Annotated in this window: 19 protein-coding genes; 4 read left to right on the top strand and 15 right to left on the bottom strand. The window is 57.9% G+C overall.

The window, feature by feature from the left end; genetic code table 11:
- Nucleotides 1–129: 129 nt before the first annotated feature.
- Together BSU04_RS38360 and BSU04_RS38355 are read left to right on the top strand one after the other, a co-directional pair.
- Nucleotides 130–849: a DeoR family transcriptional regulator gene (locus BSU04_RS38360; protein ID WP_089165436.1), complete on the top strand. Its 720-nt coding sequence runs from the start codon at nt 130–132 to the stop codon at nt 847–849.
- Complete coding sequence (locus tag BSU04_RS38355; protein ID WP_089165435.1) at nt 846–1,055, top strand: type II toxin-antitoxin system HicB family antitoxin; 210 nt, start codon at nt 846–848, stop codon at nt 1,053–1,055. Before BSU04_RS38360 ends, BSU04_RS38355 begins: the two co-directional genes overlap by 4 nt.
- A gap of 67 nt (nt 1,056–1,122) precedes the next feature.
- On the opposite strand, the gene BSU04_RS38350 is transcribed toward BSU04_RS38355, so the two are convergent.
- The 8 genes from BSU04_RS38350 to deoC form a co-directional block, all read right to left on the bottom strand.
- The gene (locus BSU04_RS38350) at nt 1,123–2,196 is read right to left on the bottom strand and encodes an ABC transporter permease (RefSeq protein WP_089165434.1); all 1,074 of its coding nucleotides are present in this window, start codon (nt 2,194–2,196) and stop codon (nt 1,123–1,125) included.
- Nucleotides 2,193–3,722 carry a sugar ABC transporter ATP-binding protein gene (locus BSU04_RS38345; RefSeq protein WP_089165433.1) on the bottom strand — a complete coding sequence of 510 codons (1,530 nt, stop codon included), beginning with the start codon at nt 3,720–3,722 and terminating at the stop codon, nt 2,193–2,195. The genes BSU04_RS38350 and BSU04_RS38345 overlap by 4 nt, the downstream gene beginning before the upstream one ends.
- A gap of 78 nt (nt 3,723–3,800) precedes the next feature.
- Complete coding sequence (locus BSU04_RS38340) at nt 3,801–4,805, bottom strand: autoinducer 2 ABC transporter substrate-binding protein (RefSeq protein WP_089165432.1); 1,005 nt, start codon at nt 4,803–4,805, stop codon at nt 3,801–3,803.
- An 87-nt stretch (nt 4,806–4,892) separates the two neighbouring features.
- Nucleotides 4,893–5,927, bottom strand: a complete 1,035-nt coding sequence (locus tag BSU04_RS38335; protein WP_089165431.1) for an ABC transporter permease — start codon at nt 5,925–5,927, stop codon at nt 4,893–4,895.
- A 15-nt stretch (nt 5,928–5,942) separates the two neighbouring features.
- Nucleotides 5,943–6,899, bottom strand: coding sequence for a ribokinase (rbsK, locus tag BSU04_RS38330; protein ID WP_089165430.1), 957 nt, complete (start codon nt 6,897–6,899; stop codon nt 5,943–5,945).
- Nucleotides 6,896–7,384 carry an RbsD/FucU family protein gene (locus tag BSU04_RS38325; protein ID WP_089165429.1) on the bottom strand — a complete coding sequence of 163 codons (489 nt, stop codon included), beginning with the start codon at nt 7,382–7,384 and terminating at the stop codon, nt 6,896–6,898. Before BSU04_RS38325 ends, rbsK begins: the two co-directional genes overlap by 4 nt.
- A gap of 83 nt (nt 7,385–7,467) precedes the next feature.
- Entirely contained in the window at nt 7,468–9,858 is a 2,391-nt protein-coding gene (locus tag BSU04_RS38320) for an aldehyde dehydrogenase family protein (RefSeq protein ID WP_089165428.1), read from the bottom strand.
- Nucleotides 9,859–9,913: 55 nt separating this feature from the next.
- The gene (gene deoC, locus BSU04_RS38315; protein ID WP_089165484.1) at nt 9,914–10,927 is read right to left on the bottom strand and encodes a deoxyribose-phosphate aldolase; all 1,014 of its coding nucleotides are present in this window, start codon (nt 10,925–10,927) and stop codon (nt 9,914–9,916) included.
- A 225-nt stretch (nt 10,928–11,152) separates the two neighbouring features.
- On the opposite strand from deoC, the gene BSU04_RS38310 reads away from it, so the two are divergent.
- Complete coding sequence (locus BSU04_RS38310) at nt 11,153–12,736, top strand: sensor histidine kinase (protein ID WP_256983772.1); 1,584 nt, start codon at nt 11,153–11,155, stop codon at nt 12,734–12,736.
- Nucleotides 12,737–12,759: 23 nt separating this feature from the next.
- On the opposite strand, the gene BSU04_RS38305 is transcribed toward BSU04_RS38310, so the two are convergent.
- The 6 genes from BSU04_RS38305 to BSU04_RS38285 all read right to left on the bottom strand — a co-directional run bounded on the left by BSU04_RS38305 (nt 12,760) and on the right by BSU04_RS38285 (nt 18,989).
- Nucleotides 12,760–13,890 (bottom strand): helix-turn-helix domain-containing protein, encoded by a 1,131-nt coding sequence (locus BSU04_RS38305; protein WP_089165427.1) that lies wholly within the window; start codon nt 13,888–13,890, stop codon nt 12,760–12,762.
- A gap of 86 nt (nt 13,891–13,976) precedes the next feature.
- Nucleotides 13,977–14,753: a hypothetical protein gene (locus BSU04_RS38300; RefSeq protein WP_089165426.1), complete on the bottom strand. Its 777-nt coding sequence runs from the start codon at nt 14,751–14,753 to the stop codon at nt 13,977–13,979.
- Between the two features lie 315 nt (nt 14,754–15,068).
- Nucleotides 15,069–15,764: a hypothetical protein gene (locus tag BSU04_RS46005; protein ID WP_144021488.1), complete on the bottom strand. Its 696-nt coding sequence runs from the start codon at nt 15,762–15,764 to the stop codon at nt 15,069–15,071.
- Nucleotides 15,765–15,962: 198 nt separating this feature from the next.
- Entirely contained in the window at nt 15,963–16,526 is a 564-nt protein-coding gene (locus BSU04_RS38295) for a lysozyme inhibitor LprI family protein (RefSeq protein WP_179258586.1), read from the bottom strand.
- A 5-nt stretch (nt 16,527–16,531) separates the two neighbouring features.
- Nucleotides 16,532–17,410: a pesticin C-terminus-like muramidase gene (locus BSU04_RS38290; protein ID WP_089165424.1), complete on the bottom strand. Its 879-nt coding sequence runs from the start codon at nt 17,408–17,410 to the stop codon at nt 16,532–16,534.
- A 430-nt stretch (nt 17,411–17,840) separates the two neighbouring features.
- Entirely contained in the window at nt 17,841–18,989 is a 1,149-nt protein-coding gene (locus tag BSU04_RS38285; RefSeq protein ID WP_089165423.1) for a CaiB/BaiF CoA transferase family protein, read from the bottom strand.
- Between the two features lie 345 nt (nt 18,990–19,334).
- Here BSU04_RS38285 and BSU04_RS38280 point away from each other — a divergent pair, with 345 nt between their 5' ends.
- Nucleotides 19,335–20,138 carry a hypothetical protein gene (locus BSU04_RS38280; protein WP_089165422.1) on the top strand — a complete coding sequence of 268 codons (804 nt, stop codon included), beginning with the start codon at nt 19,335–19,337 and terminating at the stop codon, nt 20,136–20,138.
- 56 nt (nt 20,139–20,194) lie between these two features.
- On the opposite strand, the gene dapA is transcribed toward BSU04_RS38280, so the two are convergent.
- Entirely contained in the window at nt 20,195–21,052 is an 858-nt protein-coding gene (gene dapA, locus BSU04_RS38275; RefSeq protein WP_089165421.1) for a 4-hydroxy-tetrahydrodipicolinate synthase, read from the bottom strand.
- Nucleotides 21,053–21,056: the final 4 nt, after the last annotated feature.

Genomic DNA, 21,056 nt, shown 5'->3' with positions numbered 1-21,056 from the left:
AACCCGAAATTGCAAAGCGTTTTCCCCGATCACCTTTCACGGGCCCGCTTGTTATAATCATTTCATCTAGCGAACAAAATCTAACAACCACATCCACGACGTGCAGCTTGCGTCCACTGTCCTCTGCGAATGACCAAAAGCGATCGCTTGCGTGTTCTTGCCGATGCTTTGCGTGAGCAAAGTGTGATGCGTCTTCGCGATGCGGCGACCTTGCTCGATGTATCGGAAATGACGGTTCGCCGCGACATAGCGTCAAGTCCGGGGACGTTCACTTATCTTGGCGGTTATATCGTCCGCGCCTCGGATGTCCCGAACGGCGCGGGTTATACGATCGATGAAGAGAAGGATCATTTTGCGCAGGCCAAGGCGGAGGCATCGGCGGTGGCTGCGCGACTGCTTTCTGACAACGAGACCATTTTCATCGATTGCGGGACAACGCTGACCACGTTGGCGCGGCTCATTCCGGCCGACATGCATTTGACGGTGCTGTGTTATTCGCTGAATGTGGCCGAGATTTTGCGACGCAAGGCGAACGTCCGGATGATTTTATTGGGCGGCGTTTATGCCCCCTCGTCGGATTCGTTTTCCAGCGACGAGAGTATCGAGACGTTGCGGCGGATGGGGATCAACAAGGCGTTTATTTCGGCCGGTGGGGTGGATGAGGCGCGTGGCGTGACGTGCTGGAACTTTCACGAGGTCGCGATCAAGCAGGCTGCAATGGAGAGTGCGGTTGAAAGGCATCTAGTGGTCGATGCCAGCAAGTTGGGGAAGGTCAAGGCCGTGCGGTTTTCTCAGCTCGATCAGTTTGATTCATTGATCACGGAGAAGGGGATGGAAATCAGGAAGTGAGCAAAGCCATGGATATCTTGAACATCGGCAGCCATCGCGCAGTCGTCACTTACAACTCGACCACCGACATGCTGCGCGGCGAATTTCTCGGTTTGAACGGAGGTGCGGACTTCTACGCCAGCGACATTCCCAGGCTCAAGGCCGAAGGCGCCAACTCGTTGGCCGCATTCCTTGATGTTTGCGAAGAGAACGGTATCGACCCTTAGCTTCACGCTCGCGCGATGGGCCGGGGTCGTTCGATCAACGACTGCGCGTAAGCGCAATCAACCGCCCCTACGCCGCCCGCCTTCCCAGCGCGAACAACGTTCCCGCCACCAGGATAAACGCCCCGATAATCACCTTCTGCCAGGTACTCGGCACGCCGATCAAGATCAAGACGCTATTGATCAACGTAACCAGCACCACACCGAGCAATGTCCCCACCACGGTCCCGGTCCCGCCGGTAATCCTGGCTCCGCCAAGAATCACGGCAGCAATCACGTCCAGCTCAGTCCCAACCAGATCAAACGGATTCGCCAGCCGATTCGTCGATACATGCAATATCCCGGCGATTCCCGCCAGCATCCCGGTGTAACCAAAAACAAACAGGTGAATAGCCCGCAGGTTATAACCAAGCCGCTCGGCAATCGGCAAGCTACCGCCCATCGCGTACACACCCCTTCCCATCATCGTCCGGTTGAGCAGCCACCACGTCACGCCCGCAGCAAGAAACAGCGCAATGACCGAGACCGGCAACACCGCCCGAAGCCCATCGTTCGTGTGATAGAAAAACAGCGGCAACTGCCCGAAGCTGTCCATGCTGTGCGGGATGTTCATGAAAAACTGCGTACCCACAAACGTCAGCAGCAACCCGCGATACAAGTACTGCGTGCCAATAGTCACGATCAATGAAGGCGCTTTCAGCCGATGCACCAGCACGCCATTGATCAACCCTAGCAACACGCCGCCCACCGCGCCGCAAACCAGAATCACAAAAAACGGCGCATCAGGCCACCAGGCAAAAACGGCCTTGGTGATTGAATACATCGTAAAAGCAGCAATCGCGGTAAAGGACACATCGATACCACCCGATGCCAGCACGACCAGCGTCCCCAGCGCAAACAACGACACTGTCGTTCCCGAATGCAGCAAATCGAAGAGCGTCGCGAACTGGAAGAAGCGCGGATTCAACGTGCCCACCACCAGGCAAGTCACAAGAATCAGCCCAACCGTGAACCACTCAGGATTGCGCACCAGCCGCCCGATAAAACTGAGCCGCTGCACCTGCGGCGCAACCTCGGCCAATGCCGGACTTAGCGCGGAAGCGCCTTGCGATGTCTGAGCAACGCGATGAAGTGACTCGCTCATGCTGCCTCTGAAAGTAAAGCGTGATAAAGATCGGCTTCAGTCAATTGCCCCGCACGATATTCGTTCGAGACACGCCCTTTCTTCATCATCAGGATTCGGTCGCAGTTCTGCAGCAGCTCGGGCAAGTCATCGCTGATCAAAATGATGCCGATGCCCTGCTCCGCCAAGCGCTGCATGATGCGATAAATAATGTCCTTCGATCCCACATCCACGCCCACTGTCGGGCCGTGGAGGATCAGGACGCGTGGGTCAATGGCCAGCCATCGGCCGATCAACACGCGTTGCTGGTTGCCACCCGATAGCGACTGAACCGGTTTGTCGACGTCAGGCGTCGCGATCTGCAACTCCTTCACGGTGCGCTCGGCAAGCTCGCGCGCGCGCTTCCGGTCAACCTGTCCAAAGCGATCGCGCAAACTCGAGATCATTGCGGTGATGACATTGTCTCGAATGGATTTATCGAGGAAAAGCCCTTCATTCAAGCGGTCTTCCGGCACATAGCCTATGCGTTGCCACTTGGCATCGGACGGCGTTTTAAGCCGCACGATGGAACCGTCCAGCGTCACCGTGCCGCTATCCGCAGGCGCGACACCTGCCAGCGCCCGCGCCAATTCGTTGCGCCCCGAATCAAGCAAGCCGGTCACGCCAAGAATCTCTCCGCGATGCAGCGAGAACGTGACATCAGCGAACTGGCGCGACCGCGATAACGCCTTTACATCCAGCACGATCTCGTGGCCTTCCATGACTTCGGCCTGCCGATATCGTTCGTTCGATAACTGCTTGCCCGTCATCAACTCGCCAATCTGCGCCTTCGTGTAATTCTCGATCGGCCCTTGCGCCATCTTCTGGCCATCGCGCAGCACGATCACTTCACCACCGATCGCATAGCACTCATCCAGCTTGTGACTCACGAACAGCACCGCGACGCCATCGGCACGCAGCTTCGCCAGCACTGCGATCAGATTGTCCACTTCCTTCTGTGTAAGCGATGTAGTCGGCTCGTCCATGATGACGAACTTCGCCTCGCTCGCAATCGCACGCGCGATAGCCACGAGTTGCCGCGTCGCCAGCGGCAACTGCTCGACGAGCGTGGCCTGAAAATCGGCATCGCCGGGCAAACCCACGGCTTCCAAAGCACGCGCCGCCGTTTTCGCCAGCGCGCGGCGATCGAAGGTCCGCGCAAGCCGCCCTCCGTGCGTTGCCAGCTCCGACGTCAACGCAACGTTCTCCGCAACACTCATGTTAGGCAGCAGCGAAAGGTCCTGATACACCGTCTCGATACCCGCTGACAACGCCTCGAGCGGCGCAAGCCGCGCGTGTCTTACGCCTTCGATCACAAGCTCGCCCTGATCGGGCGGCTGCGCGCCGGAGATGATCTTGATCAGCGTGCTCTTGCCGCAACCGTTCTCGCCGAGCAGGTGATAAATCTGCCCGCGCTGGAAGGAAAGGCTCACGCCACGCAGCGCATACACGCCGGTGAAGCGCTTATGGATATCGACAACTTCGAGAAGCGGCGCTGTACTCATCATTGAACCTTCTACCCTTTCAACTTCCTGAAGACAGCGCGCACGGCAGCCGTGCGCGCTTTACTGCTTCCGTGAAGACAATCAGAACGGATACTGCTTGTAGTTGGTCTTGTCGACGTCCACCCAGCCGGTGCCGCGCACGATAATGCCCTTGCCCGGACCCTTGGTGACCGTGACCTTGTTATATCCAACCAGACCCAGGTCCGCACCGTTCTCAACGGTCTTGCCGTCGATCAGCATTTTCGCAATCTTGTTCATCGCGATGCCGGCGAGCTTCGGGTCCCAGAAAGCGATGCCATTGATCGCGCCGCTCTCGAGGAACTTGCCGGCTTCCGTCGGCAGGCCCGTGCCGTACACGCAGATCTTGCCAATCTTGCCGGCCTCTTCCACCGCGCGCCCAATGCCGATCACGTCCAGCGACGACGACCCTTGGAAGCCGGTCAGGTCCGGGTGCTTGCGCAGCACTTCCTTCGCGACCTGGTAAGCGCGTTCGCCATCGTTATTGGTTTCAAGTTTCGGTTCGACCAGATCCATCTTCGGATACTTCTGCTTCGCATTGCCGATACCGCCATCCGCCCACTGAACCTGTGAGCGGCTACCGAGCGAGCCGACCAGCACCGCCCATTTGCCCTGATCGCCCATGCACTTCGCGAGGCGTTCATTCAGGCCTGCGCCATACGCGGTGTTGTCGAAGGCCTCGATGTCGACCATCGTGTTCTTCTCATTGTCCGCTTCATGCGTGACGACCTTGATGCCGCGATCCATCGCCTTCTTGAGCGCCGGTTCGAGGGTCGGCGGATCGTAGGGAACGACCGCAATCGCCGTCACTTTCTTCGCGATCAAATCTTCGATGATCTTCAGTTGTTGCGCGGCGTCCGCCTGTCCCGGTCCGGTCTGATACGCGTTCACGCCCGGGTTGGCCTTGGCGAATTCCTTCACGCCCTCGTCCATCCGGTTGAACCAGTTGATACCCGTGACCTTGACCACGGTGACGATGGTTTCGTCGGTCGCGGCCTGCGCGACAGCAATGGCTCCGGCCGCAAGCGTGACAGCAGTAAGCGCGATGGTGATTCGATTGAGTTTCATGCGTTGTCTCCGTTATGGTTTGTCTGTGCTGCACATGAGGTGAAATCTTGAAGCCGGGAAAGCTTGTTTATGCGCGTGTTTATCTGATTACGCCGCCGGCGGTTTTGGCACCTTCGAAATGGGTGCAGCACCACCGAGGCCGAAGATCGCACGCACGCGTTCTCCGCCGGCGAGAGCAAGCGACGCGAGCAGCAGGAAGCCCCACGCGCAATCGCCGAAGAACTGCGAGATGCCCAGCAGGTTGAACAGGCTCGACAGGAACTGGAGCACGGTCGCTGCCAGGAATACACAGACGATGCGGCCGTACCCGCCCGCCGGATTCACGCCGCCCATCACCGCGATCAGGATCGCGATCAGCAAGTACGAGTTGCCGTAGTCCCACTTCGCGCTGGACGTATGCGACGCGCTGATGAGCCCGGCGAGCGACGCTAGCACGCCGCACATGCCGTACGTCAGGATCAACATGCGGTCGCGCGGAATACCGGCGTAGAAGGCAGCTTTCGGATTCGTGCCCATCAGGTAGAGCCGCAAACCGAAGGGCGTGCGCTTCAACACCCAACCGAGCAGCAGCACCGTGATCACGAAAATCCACAACGAGATAGGCACTTGCAGGAAGGTGCCGTTGCCGATGTCGGAGAGGGCATCGACGTACTCCACCCGCACCGATGCACCGTTGCTCAGCACCACGGCGATGCCGGTGAACAACAGCGACGTACCCAGCGTGCAGAGAATAGGCGTGAGTTTCAGGCGCGCGATGATCACGCCGTTCATCAAGCCGCCGACCAAGCCAAGCGTCACGGTAATCACGCAGAACACGGCGGTGTAGAGCGACGGCGAGTTATCGGCGGAAACGAGCATCGGCAGCAGTTGTGCGGCGACCATGCCGGAGAGGTTCGCAAGCGCAACACCCGACAAGTCGATACCGCCATTGCCCGACACCATCGAGAGCATGATGCCGAGCGCGAGCAGGCCCAGTTCGGGCAACTGGCCGCCCATGGACTGGAGGTTGTCGATATCGACGAACTGGCCATGCGACAACGCGGTCGCGACCAGCACGACCAGCAGGTTCACCGCGACCAGAAAATTCAGTTGCCGGTCGGCGAGCCATTTCGATGTGTTCATCGAGCGCTCCTCCGTTCAGGATTGGGGGACCGACACGCTGCCGGACGTCACAGGAACATCCAGCACCGCTTCGATCTCGGCCAGCGCAGGCATAGACGGCGCGGTGCCGGGACGCGTGACGGACAAGCTCGCGAGCGCACAGCCAAAACGCACGGCGTTCAACGGGCTTTCGCCGCGTGCAAGCGCCGCGGCGAAGCCGCCGGTGAAGCCATCGCCCGCGCCTGCGGTCTCCACTACGCGACCGCAATTGAAGGCTGGCACCAGTACCGACTGCTCCGGCGTATGCAGCAACGCACCCGCTTCTCCCAGCGTTACGATCACACTGCCTACGCCCTTCGAAAGCAGGACATCGGCGGCACGGCGGGCGTCGTCGACGGACGCAATCACGATACCTGTCAGCGCTGTCGCTTCGGTTTCGTTCGGGGTGATGTAGTCGCAGAGCGGGAAGATGTCGTCGTCGAGCGGCAACGCGGGCGCCGGATTGAAGACGGTCGTCACGCCGTGACCACGCGCAAGTTCGAGCCCACGTCGCGCGGCGGGAATGGGTTGTTCAAGCTGCGTGACGAACACGGCGGCGGTCGCAATATCGGCTTCTATCGCTTCGACGTCTTCAGGGCACAAGCGGCCGGCCGCACCCGCCGCGACGATGATCGCGTTGCCGCCGGTAGCGTCGTCAACAAAGATGTGCGCCGCGCCGGTTGCCACGCCGTCGGTTGTTATCGCTCTCGCCGTGATGCCTTCAGCGGCCCATGTCGAACGCGCGATGTCACCGAACGCGTCGGCCCCGAGGCGCGTGCAGAAGATCACGTCGGCACCGGCGCGTGCTGCGGCTACCGCCTGGTTCGACCCCTTGCCGCCCGGTCCCATTGCAAAGGCCGACCCGGCGATAGTCTCGCCAAGCAGCGGCATGCGCTCGGCGCGGAACGTGAGATCCGTCACGTAGATGCCGAGGATGACGACGCTGCGGTTCATCGCGTGCTCTCCAAATCCAAAGCGGCAGCCGGTGCATCGGGCGCGAGGTTCACGCCCTTCTTGAAGATGAAGCAGCCATAGCCGCGCGCTTCGCCTGTCGCGATCACGCAATACGCTTGTTTGGCGCGTTCATAAAACGCGAAACGTTCGATGGAAGCAAAGGGCGTCGCGCGCCCTTCGGCGGCATCTACTTCGGTTTGCGCTTCGCGCTGCACGGCGGGAAGCGCGCTGGCGTCACCGACCACTTCCATGCGCTCGGCCGGATGATCGACGAAACTATCCAGCGGCAACACCGACAACACTGCGCGAATCGCACGCGGCGCATTCACGCCGTCAAGCCGAAGCACATGGCCAAGCACGGTTTGGCGCGCGACGGAATCGGCGGGGAAATTGGCGTCGCAGATCACGACTTCATCGCCGTGTCCCATTGCGCACAGCGCGTGCAGGACGTCGGCGTTGAGCAGCGGATCGAGGTTCTTCAGCATTACGTCTCCTTCATGTTGAGCGTGCCTCGCTGTGTTGCGAGGTCATCGCTCATGATTCTATTTCGAACCCGTGCTTCTGACGTTCAGTCTCCGTACGGGATCCAGATGTTCTTCACTTGCACGGCTTGCCGCAGGAACGGCAGGCCTTCGCTTGAAGCGTCGAACCAGTCGAACACGCGGCCATGATCGACGAACGTGCGCTTCAGGTTGCCCACCGATTCACGCTCGGTCACCGTCGATAAATCCGCGCCGCCGAAGCACCACAACGCATCGACATCGTCATGTTTCGCCAGGGTCGACGCCAGCGCCTTACGCTCGCCGGTGACGATGTTCAACGCACCCGCCGGCACATCCGACGTCTCGACCACTTGATAAAAATCGGTCGCCATCATCGGGCACGTTTCGCTCGGCACGGCGACCACGCGATTACCCAGCGCAAGCGCCGGCGCGATCAGCGAAATGAGCCCCAGCAACGGCGCTTCGTCCGGGCACACCACGCCTATCACGCCGAGCGGCTCGTGCATCGCCAGCGCAACGCCCCTTAGCGGCGGCGAATGCACTGCGCCATCGAACTTGTCGGCCCACGCGCCGTAGGTGAACAAACGCGTGATCGATGCTTCGACCTCACGCTCGGCTTCGGCGGCAGAAACGCCGGTCCGCGCCACGAGTTGCCTCACGAATTCGTCCGCACGCGCCGACAGGTTTTCCGCGAGGTAATACAGCACCTGAGCGCGGTTATGCGTGCTGGCGTGCGACCACTTTTCAGCGTTGCGCGCAGCGGCTACTGCGTTACGTACGTCCTTGCGATTACCCTCGCCGACTTCACCGACGATCGCCCCCGACGGCGCATGCACAAGCCGGGAGTAACCGCTGTCCGGCCGAACCTGCTTGCCGCCGATAAACAGCTTCGCGGTACGATCGAGCGCGCTGACGTTAGTGCCCGCTTCGAAAGCGGAAGGCTGTGCAACACGCTCGGAAGGCTCGGGACGAACGGCCAGCTTAGCCCACGCACGCGGCTTCAGATACTCGTAAATCCCCTCGCGCCCGCCTTCGCGGCCGAAGCCGGATTCACGATATCCGCCGAAGCCGACACCGGCATCGAATAGATTGGTCGCGTTGATCCAGACCACGCCGCACTGCAGACGCGGCGCGATATCCAGCGCGCGGCCGATGGTCTCGCTCCACACGCTCGCGGCCAGTCCATAACGTGAATGATTCGCGAGCGCGACCGCTTCGTCAGGCGTGCGAAAGCTCATTGTCACCAGCACGGGCCCGAAGATTTCCTCCTGTGCGAGCGTCGACGCAGGGGCGACGTTCGTCACCAGAGTGGGCGGATAAAACGCGCCTTGCTCCGGCATCCGAAGCCCTTTGGGCTGATGAATCTCGCAGCCTTCCTGCACGCCGCGCTCGACCAGCATACGAATGCGTTCGAGCTGCACCGTATCAACGATCGCACCCAGGTCAATGCCTTTATCGAGCGACGGCCCGACGCGCAGCGTGTCCATGCGGCGCTTCAGTTTATCGATGAAGCGCTTCTCCACGCCTTCCTGCACCAGCAGCCGCGAACCGGCGCAGCAGACCTGGCCCTGGTTGAACCAGATTGCATCGACGACACCTTCCACGGCGCTGTCGAGATCGGCGTCGTCGAATACGATGAACGGAGACTTGCCGCCGAGTTCAAGCGTGAGCGACTTGCCCGAGCCTGCGGTGGCGACGCGAATCTGCCGGCCCACTTCTGTTGATCCGGTGAACGCAATCTTCGCCACGCGCGGATGGTCGACCAGCGCGGCGCCCGTGCGACCGTCGCCGGTGACGACGTTCAGCACGCCTGCGGGCAAGCCTGCGCGCGCCGCCAGTTCAGCGAACAACAATGCGGTCAGCGGCGTGTATTCGGCGGGCTTCAGCACCACGCAATTACCCAGCGCGAGCGCTGGTGCAATCTTCCACGAAAGCATCAGCAGCGGAAAATTCCACGGCACGATCTGGCCGATAACCCCAAGCGGCGCCCAGTCGGCGAACTCGCGATCCTGCAACTGCGCCCAGCCTGCGTGATGCAGGAAGTGCCGCGCCACGAGAGGGATATCGATGTCGCGCGACTCGCGGATCGGCTTGCCGTTATCCAGCGATTCGAGCACGGCAAACAACCGCGCATGCCGCTGCACCATGCGCGAGAGTGCATACAAATGCCGTGCGCGGCCCGCGCCGCCCAGCGCTTGCCACGCGGGTAACGCACGATGCGCGGCATCAACTGCTGCGTCAATATCCGCTTGATCGCCTTGAGCGATGCTCGCGATCACGCGCCCGGTCGCAGGTTCCAGCGAGTCGAATTGCTCACCGGCCGATGGCGCGCGAAACGCGCCATCGATGAAGTGACCAAAGCCGGTTGCATGTTGATCCAGCCAGGCGCGCGCGGCGCCGTCGTCTTCCGGTGCAGGTCCGTAATCCATCGAGGTGAAGTAGTCGGCTACGCTCATGGGGAGCTCGTGTAAGAGATGATGCTGTGCTGGTTAATCAACGCAAGCAACCAGATTAAGCAACCGGATGTCGATGGAAAGCCGAATAGCGGCCGGTGACGTGATGCTCGAGTTGCCGTTCGATATCGGCGAGCAGACTCGACGCGCCAATGCGGAACAACTCCGGTTCGAGCCATTCGCGGCCGAGCTCTTCCTTCATCAGGATCTGGTATTCGAGCACCGACTTGGCGGTGGACACGCCGCCCGCTGGTTTGAAGCCGATCATCACGCCCGTGCGTTCAAGGTAGTCGCGAATCATGCGCACCATGACCAGCGAAACGTCGAGCGTCGCGTTGACGCCTTCCTTGCCGGTGGACGTCTTGATGAAATCGGCGCCGGCCATCATGCAGACCATGGACGCCTTGGCGATGGTCGAGAGCGTGCGGATGTCGCCGGTGGCGAGAATCGCTTTGATATGCGCCGCGCCGCACGCCGCGCGAAAGTCGCGCATTTCGTCGTAGAGCGCTTGCCAGTTGCCGGTGAGTACATGTTCACGCGTGACGACAATATCGATTTCCGCCGCGCCGTCTTTTACCGACGCCTCGATCTCTTTCAACTTCAGCGGGTGTGGGATCAGGCCGGCGGGAAAGCCCGTGGATACGGCCGCGACCGGAATGCCGCTACCGGCAAGCGCTGCGACGGCCGTGCCGACGAAGCGGTGATACACGCACACGGCGCCGGTCTTGATGGAGCCGGGCGGCATGCCTAGCGATTCCAGCAGGTCGTCGCGAATCGGGCGGCGTGCTTTGGCGCACAGGCGTTCGACGCGGGCGGCGGTGTCGTCGCCGTTGAGCGTGGTCAGGTCGATGCAGGTGATGGCTTTGAGCAGCCAGGCGGCTTGCGCGTCTTTTTTAACCGCTCGGCGCGTGCCTAGCGTGCTGACCCGCCGGGCGACTGCTGATTGATTGACCCGAAGGCCATCCAGCCAGGAGAGTTCGAGCGGCACGCCAGGATTGCGCTGCTGTTGCTCGTGATGAGACAGCGGTTTGCCGCGCAAGGGGACTAAAGGTTGGGAAGCAACATCGAGCATGAGCATGGTCGGTTGTGCAGCGCACAACATTTTCCGGTTAATCGATGCATTATTCTAACACCTTGTTGTTACGATTATAACATTCGGGATTATACCGAGAGAGGTCGTTGTACTTAGGTTGGGGTCAGGGGTAGCACCGGTGCAAACGCACTCCCTGGCCAAATCCGTGGTCGTTTAATCTTCACGGTTAGAATTGGTCTTTAAGCATCGATCGCCAGAAAAAACATGGACGACACCGCGGTCAAGGAGAACCCGATGGATGCATTGCCACCCGAAGAAACGATCCGCAGTGCTGTCGACCGGTCCGTAAGCCGTCTGCGCCTGCAGCACGAGATCGCCGTGCAATTCGCGACGTCCGTGCTGCGCGTACACAGCGCCGACGTGCTCCTCGAAGAAGCCTGCAAAGCCGTATCGGCTGGACTGCACTCGCGCTTCGCCAAGGTGCTCCGCTATCAACCCGAAAGCGAAACCTTCGTGCTGGAAGCCGGCGTGGGCTGGGACCCGGCGGATATCGGCACCACGGAGCTCGGCGCTGACGACGCCAGCCCCGCCGGCCACGCGCTGGTCAGCGGCCGCCCGGTGTTGTCGAATCACCTGGGTACCGAACACCGTTTCCGCACGCCCGAGCTGCTTGCCCGGCACGGCATCAAGCGTGCCATCAACGTCCCCATTCGCGGCATTCCCGAAACCTTCGGCGTGCTCGAAGCCGATAGCTCCGACGACGAAGACTTCACCGAAACAGACATCGTCTTTCTTGAAGCGATCGCGAACGTCATTTCCATGAGCCGCGAGCGACTGGCCGCGGAATCGCAAACCGATGCCGACGAGCTGTTCTCCACCAGCGTGCTGAACGCGAGCACTGACTGTATTCAAGTGTTGTCGCTGGATGGCGGTATCGAATTCATGAACGACAACGGCCTGGCGGCGCTGAGCATCGACGACTTCGCGGAGGTCGGCGGCACGGCTTGCGCCGACCTGTGGCCCGACGATCAACGCCCGAAAGTCCAGCAGGCGCTGGCGAAATCCGCGAGCGGCGAACCGGTCCGGTTCGAAGGTCCCTGTCCGACCCGTGCGGGCGATGCCCGCTGGTGGGATGTGTCAGTGGCGCCTATTCTCGATACCGATGAGCGCGTGAAGCGCATCGTGCTGACCATGCGCGATGTCACCGAGCGGCACGAGAACGAGGAGCAACTCGCCGCGCTGGTGACGAGCCAGGAGACGCAGCTCGGCAATTCGGCGCTGATGATGAAAGAGGTTCATCACCGGGTTCGCAACAGTCTTCAGCTTGTGCAGACGCTGCTCGCGCTCCAGGCGAATCTCGCCGGTGATAAATCCGTTGCCACGCATTTGCAGGCGGCAGCCACGCGCGTGCGCACGGTCGGGTCGGTGCATCACCGGCTCTATCAGGACGATGGCGCGGAAGCGACGGATGCCACCAGTTACTTGCGCGGCCTGACCGCCGATCTGGCTGAATTGGCTGCGGGGCGGGAGGTGTCGCTGGAAGGGAAGTCAATCGTGTTGCCCGCCGCGCGGCTGGCGCCGCTCGGGCTGGTGACGGCGGAGCTCGTGACCAATGCGCTCAAGTACGGGCGCGGGACGGTGCGTGTGACGCTGGAGCGCTCGGAGGAAGCCGTGCTGCTGAGCGTGGAGGACGAAGGGGACGGGTTTCCCATCGACTTCCCGAAACCGCAGGGTACAGGCCTCGGCATGCGCCTCGTGACGACTTATGCGGGCAAGGGCGCGGGCGCGGTGACCGTCGACCGGTCGGTGCCGTTCAGCCGGATTGTGGTGAGGTTTCCGGCGGGGTGAATTGGCGGATAGGGTTGGTTCGCTTAGCCGTTGGTTTTCTCGCGAGACTGGCGGAATTGCGCAAGCGGAACAACACGGGTCCCCGCCTCATGCTCGTCGTCCGCCAAGGGAGCAATTTCTGCGAGCAGTGCGCGGGTCATGTGCACGGACACGGCAATATCGTTCAACGATAGGCCCAGTTTCTCTCTAAGAACAGTCATTGCGCTATGAAGAAGCTCCGGCTTTTCATGCGGAATGGAGGCGTCTTCGTGTTCGATGTGGCGCTCGCCTTTTTCAAACAGATGTCCTAGGAGTGCGCGCTTGTATTGATCTTCACCAAGAATGTTCAGTTGCCGCGCGCGATACAGCATCGCAGCCTTGCTCACGCGCCACCGCATTTTCAGTTCCGACAACGCGATCCAGTTAACCTGGGTGCCGCCTCTCAAGGCGGGAAATTCCTTGACGAAGGAGCTTCGAGGAAGCAGGAAAGCACTGGCAAACCGATTAGCCTCGGACTCCGATGCTTTGTCCCCCGTCTTGCGGCCGACGTGCCCAACGAAGTGACCGCACTCGTGTGCGTATCCAAAGCGCACGCGGCACGCTGACGCGTCGCTGCGGTTGGTCACCACGATTGGCCGCGATGACGCAATAGATAGCGCATCAATATCTTTCGCCGAATGTTCAAACGCAGTCACAACCGCTCCCGCATTTTCAAGCACGCGGACCATATTGCCGATCGGTCCTATGCCCAATCCCCAATGCGCCCTGCATTTCTCGGCGGCACGCTCCGCCGCTTCGGGGCTGTCGATGGGGAATTCAGGAAAGTCCAACTGGGGAAGCCGCAACCGGGCTTCAATCGAAGCGACGAACCGGCGGAAGAGCTCGCCTTTGGCGATAACGGTTTGCTTATCGCTTAGCTTCGCCGTCGTCAACTTGCGAAAATGGAATGCCTCTTCGGGCAACGCTTGCGGTGCGCCCGGGAAAAAGAACTGCCGCCGCACGCGAAGCACAGAAGCCAGCGCATCGACGAGTTCATCAGTGGGTTGAGCCATTCCAGACTCGACCCGCTGGATGAATTGTTTCGACTTGCCGACTGCGTCCCCTACATCAGCAAGCGAAAGGCTTCGAGCGCAGCGGACCAATCTCAGATTGGCCGCATCGAATTCAACTGTCATTTACAAGTATCGGCGTGGGGTTGGGAAATGTCGTCGTCAGTGTATGTTACGTGCATTACGCGGTCCTTCTATACGCAATCCGAAATCTATTTATCCAAAGATAAGCTTTTGAGCTGCGACGGTATTTCGTATTTTTTATTTTTAAAAGTTAATATATATGACTTGGTTGTTTTTTTACGCAAACTTTCAATGCAGCCATTTGGCGATGCCCTACTAACCTGCGACGTCACTTCCTGACGCACCTTTAGGTCGTAAAATTTATTCGATTCTGTTTTCAATATCGAGATGAATGCCGTGCTGTTATCTCCCTCAAAAACGCACTGCTCACCTCCTTCCCCTGAATAACCACTAGTAAACAGTCCTGCAAGGATGTTTCTTATGCCTGTGCCGTCAGGCACGTAAAGATTGAGCATTTCCTCACCAAATGGGTTCACACCAGACGAATTTTGTTGTTTTATCCTCAGTCCAAAAGCGAGGTCCTTGCTTGTGACCTTGTAGGCAGCAGTGTCGATATCAACCGTGCGTGGCGAAATTGCGTCTACTGTTGAAACAGGAAAATCGTCGAATTCACTCATTCGTCCTCCAGTAACATCGTCAACCAATATTATTGCTAGTCCGAGAAACCGCTGGTCGTCGTGCTGAGCGACTGTGGATACGTAAGGCGACACTAAAATCGATATTCCTTTCCTTGCAGGCCACGATTTGCACGCCAATTCTAACTGACTGAAATCGAGCAGTTGCCCTTGATGTCTTTCACTGAGCTTTTTTTGATACGCTTCCAAAATCCCTTTTTCAGAGAGGGTACATGCATGCGTCAACGAAGAGATAAACATCCAAACAATGATCACCAAATATTTTTTCATTATTTAACACCATCAAAAATTTTCAGACGTCAAACGATCGTAGCTATTCGTTCTTCTGCTTAGCCACAATATTCGATGAATAATTGCTAGATCCCGCATCAATAATGTTATGCCAACTGATACGCTATTTTATTTATCGCGAGATTAAATCTTTTGTTTGTATCCATTTTCTCAGGGCGCTGCCATCCGATTTTCTGTATTCGACGAAGAGCCAGCCATTCCCGTTGGAATTGATAATATGTACCATATCACCTCGTATCAAATACATTGCTGTTTTTCTTGAGACGTCGGCATCTCAATACAACCACGCTTTGTTCACGAGTACTCGCGATGTTTTTTTATATCTACATTGTGTTTTGATGCATTTAGCTTTTCCATAACATAAATTGAGTGAACACTATTTCCCTCTGCTCGTAGCTGATCTGCTATCAACTTGTATGCTGCTCGATTCTTATCTTGAATCGGATCACATGCCACAAGGTTTGTTATCCCAAGATTTTCTTCCAATCGCTCGTGTAGTTTCGAATAAGTGAAAGGAGTTTTTATTTTCAAAAAATCATCCCAGACTTTAGTTGCATCTTTGGTTCGGGATTGTGTACCCAACATTATTGAAGTTGGATCGTCATTTTCCCCAACAACGGTCCAGATATCGCGTGTTTTGTCCCACTCTCCGGCACACAGTTCTCCGCTCTGTAGGCTCTCGAGACAACCGGATGATGTGTTAAGAACCGGGCAGTACTGCCGACTCGTGACCTTTTTGTCTTGCGGATCCCCAATTAAGCCGGCGCGGAGAACGACCAAAACCGCGAATCTTCCGGACGGAGAAATTCTCCAATATTCAGGAGGTGAGAAAATTAAACCGCCGGCCGACGTAAAGTGCTCACCGGGAAAAAGTCCGATTTTTTTTCCATGCGGACTTAAGAATTCGGCTGCTCCCCATCCTGGCTCGAACAACTTACGATTCGCCGCTCCGAGGGGCTCTGAGAGACGAATTTTGGAGTTATCCGACAATTCAACATACGAGTCTTTAGCACTAACCAGTGTGCACAAAAAGCAGCTTGCGAATGCGACGAACGATACTCGGCTGACACGAAATTTAATTATCATTTGAACTTAACCGAGATTGCAAATTCCTTATCGAATAAATGATGCAGGAATTCCACTTTGCTACCAAAAAGCCGAGCGGGCTACTGCGACTGAGTATTAACTTCAATTTTTGTAGAATGTGAGGCGTGCCACACACATATTCTGATCTTCAGCCAGTAATGTAGACGTCATCTTGCAATTTTGTGCAACATAGCTTCGCCAGTAGCTATCTTTTGAAGATGCGAATTTCGAGGTGAGCTTCTCGATCACTATCTCTCGATTTACCGAGTCATCTGCGGCCTCAAAAGCCAGATGAGAAAAAAATCCAAACATGCCGATTCCATTGCTGAGATAGCTCAGTTCGTCGGACCTCAGTTTGGAAAGTTTTATAAGGCAGCCTAGTTTGTCTAAACTGGCCTCTGCGCCAGCGTTACCATTTATCTCACAAGATTTCTCCTTGTAGTTGATCCAGCTCTTCTCCGCCAAGATAAGGGCTTTTTGTGTGCTGCCGTCGCTTTCCTCCATTAGCTGATGATATTTTTTCCCAAGGGCTTGATCGACTATTCGGTAGTTTCTAACGGAGCACGCTTCTAATTTTGAAATGTCCGTATCCGCACAAACTTCAGCGTGAGCGGGTGTAAATACAAGTTCCAATACGAGTGCAAAAATCAGCAATACAGATTTCATCCGTGTCACCTCCAACAGTTGCATTTTAGACCGCGCTCAAAGAGGTCTGCCTCTTGATCGCGACGCTTTAGTAACCCGCGTTGGCCGGTTCCTTCCCAAAAGCGTTTCATCTCTCTAATTTTCTCGGGAACGAGATTTTCCGATCCGGCTTCGAGAGCGTTTTTTATTTCTCTCATTTCCCGACGCCGATCTTCCTCCTCGACGCTCTTTCCGTGGAGACCGCTTCCCCTGTTATATATAAGACTTAGCATCGCTCCCTGACAATGAGGGTGAAGGTTGATTAACTGAGGAAATACATTCACCGCTTGCTGCGCATAGCTTCTCATAGAAGACAGAGCCAGCCTTTTGGCGTTTTCCTCTGATATTAATATGCCGTACACATCGCTCGAACTCTCGCGCGCGAGCGCACCATGAAGGCCGGACATCATTTTCAGCTTAGTTATTTCCTGCGGCGTGTAGTATTCCGCTAAATCTCTCTCTATGGCCTCCTGCTTCTGTTGCCCCAAGTCGTATCCGTATCCAACAGTTACCCCGCTAGCAGCGCTGTTTGCAGGAACGTTCGGATGCGGATCAAACCCCTCGTTAGATAAGATCAGTGAAAACGAATCCTTTGATATCCTGTAAGCTCCCTGACTCAGCGAATATTCGAATATTTCTGTCAAACATTCATTGGAGCAGCCAGACGCAAAATTCCCCACCAATCCCACCGGATGAATATGAAACGCATCCGCTGACGCGGGAAACCCCCCAATCTTCCCCGTCACCGCATTGCCGTCCGATTTCTTGAAAGGGAATGCAAAGTTCAGCGCTGCGGGTGGGCTGTCATCTGTCTTTTTTGGCGGCAAAGAAGTGTTGCTTGGGCTAACAGGCGTAGCAGTCGTCATTTCCAACCCAGTCAGAGTTAAGCGTCAAAGCGCACTTCGACATACGAAACGCGCTCGCACATAATTCAGGGTTTTGAAGTAACAGAGTGCTGCGTCAACCTAATTTGACAGTTTTGCAAACAGGCCAATGAGACAAACCAGGAAATGGCGACGGCTTGCAAGAAACATCTCAAATATGCGACGGGGAAACGAAGAAATTTAAGACTAGCTGTCACTAATCAAGGTCAGCGCGGGCGGTTCGGCATCCAGCCAAATCGCGCTTGCGTCATGTCGCCCGGCATCAACACCGCGCCGCCGATGTCCTCTCGCGGCGCGTCGAGATTCAAGAAATCCACCGTATTCGTCACAGGCTCCACGCACAGCAGGTCTCGGTGAGTTGGCGCGTACCGAACCAAGTCGCCGTGACAATTTATGTGTAATGGAATGGCCCTTAAACCACCTTCTTCTCCCGCAACCTCTCGATCAACTCCCCCGGCACGTTCCAGTCCCGCAGGATCGCGTCGGTATCCTGCCCCGGACTCGAGGGCGGTGAACTCACCGCCGGTACCGTGCGGCTAAAGCGCGGCGCCGGGCCCGGTTGCGTCACCCCGTCCACGTCAATAAACGTCCCCCGCGTCCGGTTATGCACATGCGCCGGCGCTTCGTCCATATCGAGCACGGGCGCGAAGCACACATCCGTCCCTTCCATCAACTCGCACCACGCCTGTCGCGATTTCGTCGCAAAGATGGCCGCTGTTTTCGTTTTCAGCGACGGCCATTGCTCGCGATCCATCTGACGGTCAAAGGCCGCATCGTCGATACCGCACAGCTTCAACAACAAAGCATAGAACTGCGGTTCGATCGCCCCAACCGACACGAATTTCCCATCCGCGCATGCATAGGTATTGTAGAAATGCGCGCCGCCGCCAAGCATGTTCGAGCCTCGCTCATCCGCCCACGCACCAAACGCCTTATAACCGTAGATCATCGCGCCCAGTAGCGCAGAGCCTTCGACCATCGCGGCATCGATCACCTGGCCCTTGCCCGACCCACGCGCTTCCAGCAGCGCGCACAACACCCCGAACGCGAGCATCATGCCGCCGCCGCCAAAGTCACCGACCAGATTCAGCGGCGGCACCGGCGGTGCATTGCTACAACCAATCTCGTGCAGCATGCCGCTCATCGCGATGTAATTCAGATCGTGCCCGGCGGTCTGGGCCAGTGGACCGTCCTGCCCCCAGCCCGTGACACGACCGTACACAAGCTTCGGATTGCGTTCCAGGCACACGTCCGGTCCAAGGCCAAGCCGCTCCATCACACCAGGGCGAAAACCTTCGATCAGCGCATCGGCCTGAGCAACAAGATGCAGCGCCAGCTCACGTCCCTCCGGTTGCTTGAGATCCAGCGCGAGCGAGCGCCGCCCGCGCGCCATCACATCGAATTTCGTGCCTTGCATGGGATACGGCGTGGCGCCACCGGTCTGCTGACGATCAATGCGGATCACTTCCGCGCCCATGTCGGCGAGCATCATGGCGGCGAACGGGCACGGCCCGAGCCCGACCATCTCGACCACGCGAATCCCCTTAAGCGGCCCACTCATCGCAACGCCCCACCTGATAAACCATCCCGGCCCGGCAACGCATGAATGACGGAAGACTTCATATTGGTTTTCCCTAGCGGAAAGATTGTTCACGACCAGCGTTTCTCTTAAGCACCTAAATTGCCAATGCTCTTCGATTCGAGAAACTTTACACCTCACCCAGTCGTCAAGCGGTGCAGGCCTTCTCAACTTACGTTTAATACCGCGCCCTCGCACCAATGTCCCCACTCATCTTTTCTAGCCGGGTACCATTGAATAGAATTGAATTGCAATGAATTGACTCGATTGCTGCTCGTGCAGCACGAAGACCAGGCGGTCCGCGATCATGCCCATGGGAGTCTGCTAATGAGTCTTCAGAAAATCAAACAGGCGAGCATAAGCGCCGCTTGGGTTCTTCTTTCCGTGTGTGCGACGGCACGGGCTCAAACGGCCAGCAGCGCAGCCGCTGCGTCCGCACAAACAGAAGACCTCACGCCGGTCGGCATCGTGATGGCGCCCGGTTTCACGGGCGACGATCCGGCTGCCGTCAGGGACGCGCTGGCGCGCAAATTCACCGATAGCAAGGCGCTCTCGTTCACGCATCGAGTAGAAGATCTGGTCGGCGACGCTTTGCCGAAGACGCTGCACGACTCCGCGTTGATGGACGCCAAGCTAAGCCGCGATCTCGCGTTCGTTGTGCCCGCGCCGTATGGAATCCGCTATCGGTCGAAGGTCCGCGTGATGACGGTAGACGTGGATCTGTCGGATAGCGACCACCCCGACACCATCGTCCTCAAAAGGACCGTCACCGGACCGCGTGGCCGAAAGCTGGTGGTCGCGGCCGAAGCGAAATCGAAGGGCTATATACAGAACATCGATATCATCGAACTGGATGCCGTCAACAAGCACAACAGGACCACGGTGCATGGACGCTTCGTGCTGTCGCCGGACGCATTTTCCCAGGAAGACGGCGATCTCGCGCTCGTACTGATCTGTCGGGTGGTGCCGCCTTATCTGACGCAGACCAAGGACCATACCGACCCGAGCAACGAGGAGCCGACCGACATCACCACGCGCACGGCAACGCTGCACGCGAACGTCGGCGATATCTGGCTGATCAACCGCGAAAAGGGCGTTGTGCTGGCGAAGGGACTGCACCTGGTGAAATAAGCGCGGCGGTATCCTTACGTGAATCGCATGCACCGGCTGCCGCGCTGATTTTTCGCCTAGCTCGACAGCAGGACGCCAAGCTGATCGCGCAGCCGGCCGGTTGCTTGCGTCATCGGCGCACGAAGTTCCTGGCGAATCATTCCCAAGATCTCGAGCGCACACTTCACAGGTGCCGGATTAGGCTCGGACATGAGTGCTTGTATCAACGGTACGAGTCGATGGAACCGCTCGCGTCCTTCATCAATACGACCGTCTTTGATGGCTTCATAAACCTCAACGAAGTCGGCCGCGCGCACATGGGCACTCGCCGCGATCGCACCGTGGCCGCCAAGACATAACGTGCCGAACATATTCAGGTCCTCACCGGCCAGTACTGACAAACGTCCATCGAGGATGAGTGCGAGCGTTGTTTCCAGCGACCCGGCGCAATCCTTGATTGCGTGAATGTTGGGATGGCCGGCGAGCGTCAACAAGGTCGCGAGATCCAGCCGCACGCCTGTCCGATACGGAATGTCGTAGACAATCAAAGGGACTGTGCTGATATCGGCGAGGGTGGTGAAGTGGCTCGTCAAGCCAGCCTGCGAGGGCCGCACATAGTAAGGCCCAGGAACCAGCAAGCCGGCGATCGGCAATTCATTCAAGTGCAGCGCGCGCTCGCGAAGGTCTGCCGCGTTATTGCCGGCCAGCCCCGCCACGACGGGATGGTTCCTCGCCTCGTCCAGGATGGTCGCGAGCACCTGTGCCTGCTCAGCGTGATCGAGCGAAGACGGTTCGCCCGTTGTTCCCAGCGCAACGAACCCCGCTACCTTTGCTTCAACGTAAGACCTGACCAGGTTTCGCAGCGCGTTGTGATCCACACGTCCGTTTGAAAACGGCGTGACCAACGGAATCCAGATACCAGAAAAAATCGACATTCCA

Origin of the sequence: Caballeronia sordidicola (assembly GCF_002220365.1) — a bacterium.
In the GTDB taxonomy this organism is placed as follows: Bacteria; Pseudomonadota; Gammaproteobacteria; order Burkholderiales; family Burkholderiaceae; genus Caballeronia; species Caballeronia sordidicola_C.
Note: the sequence above shows the minus strand (reverse complement) of the source record. Positions and strands in the feature narration are given on the sequence as shown.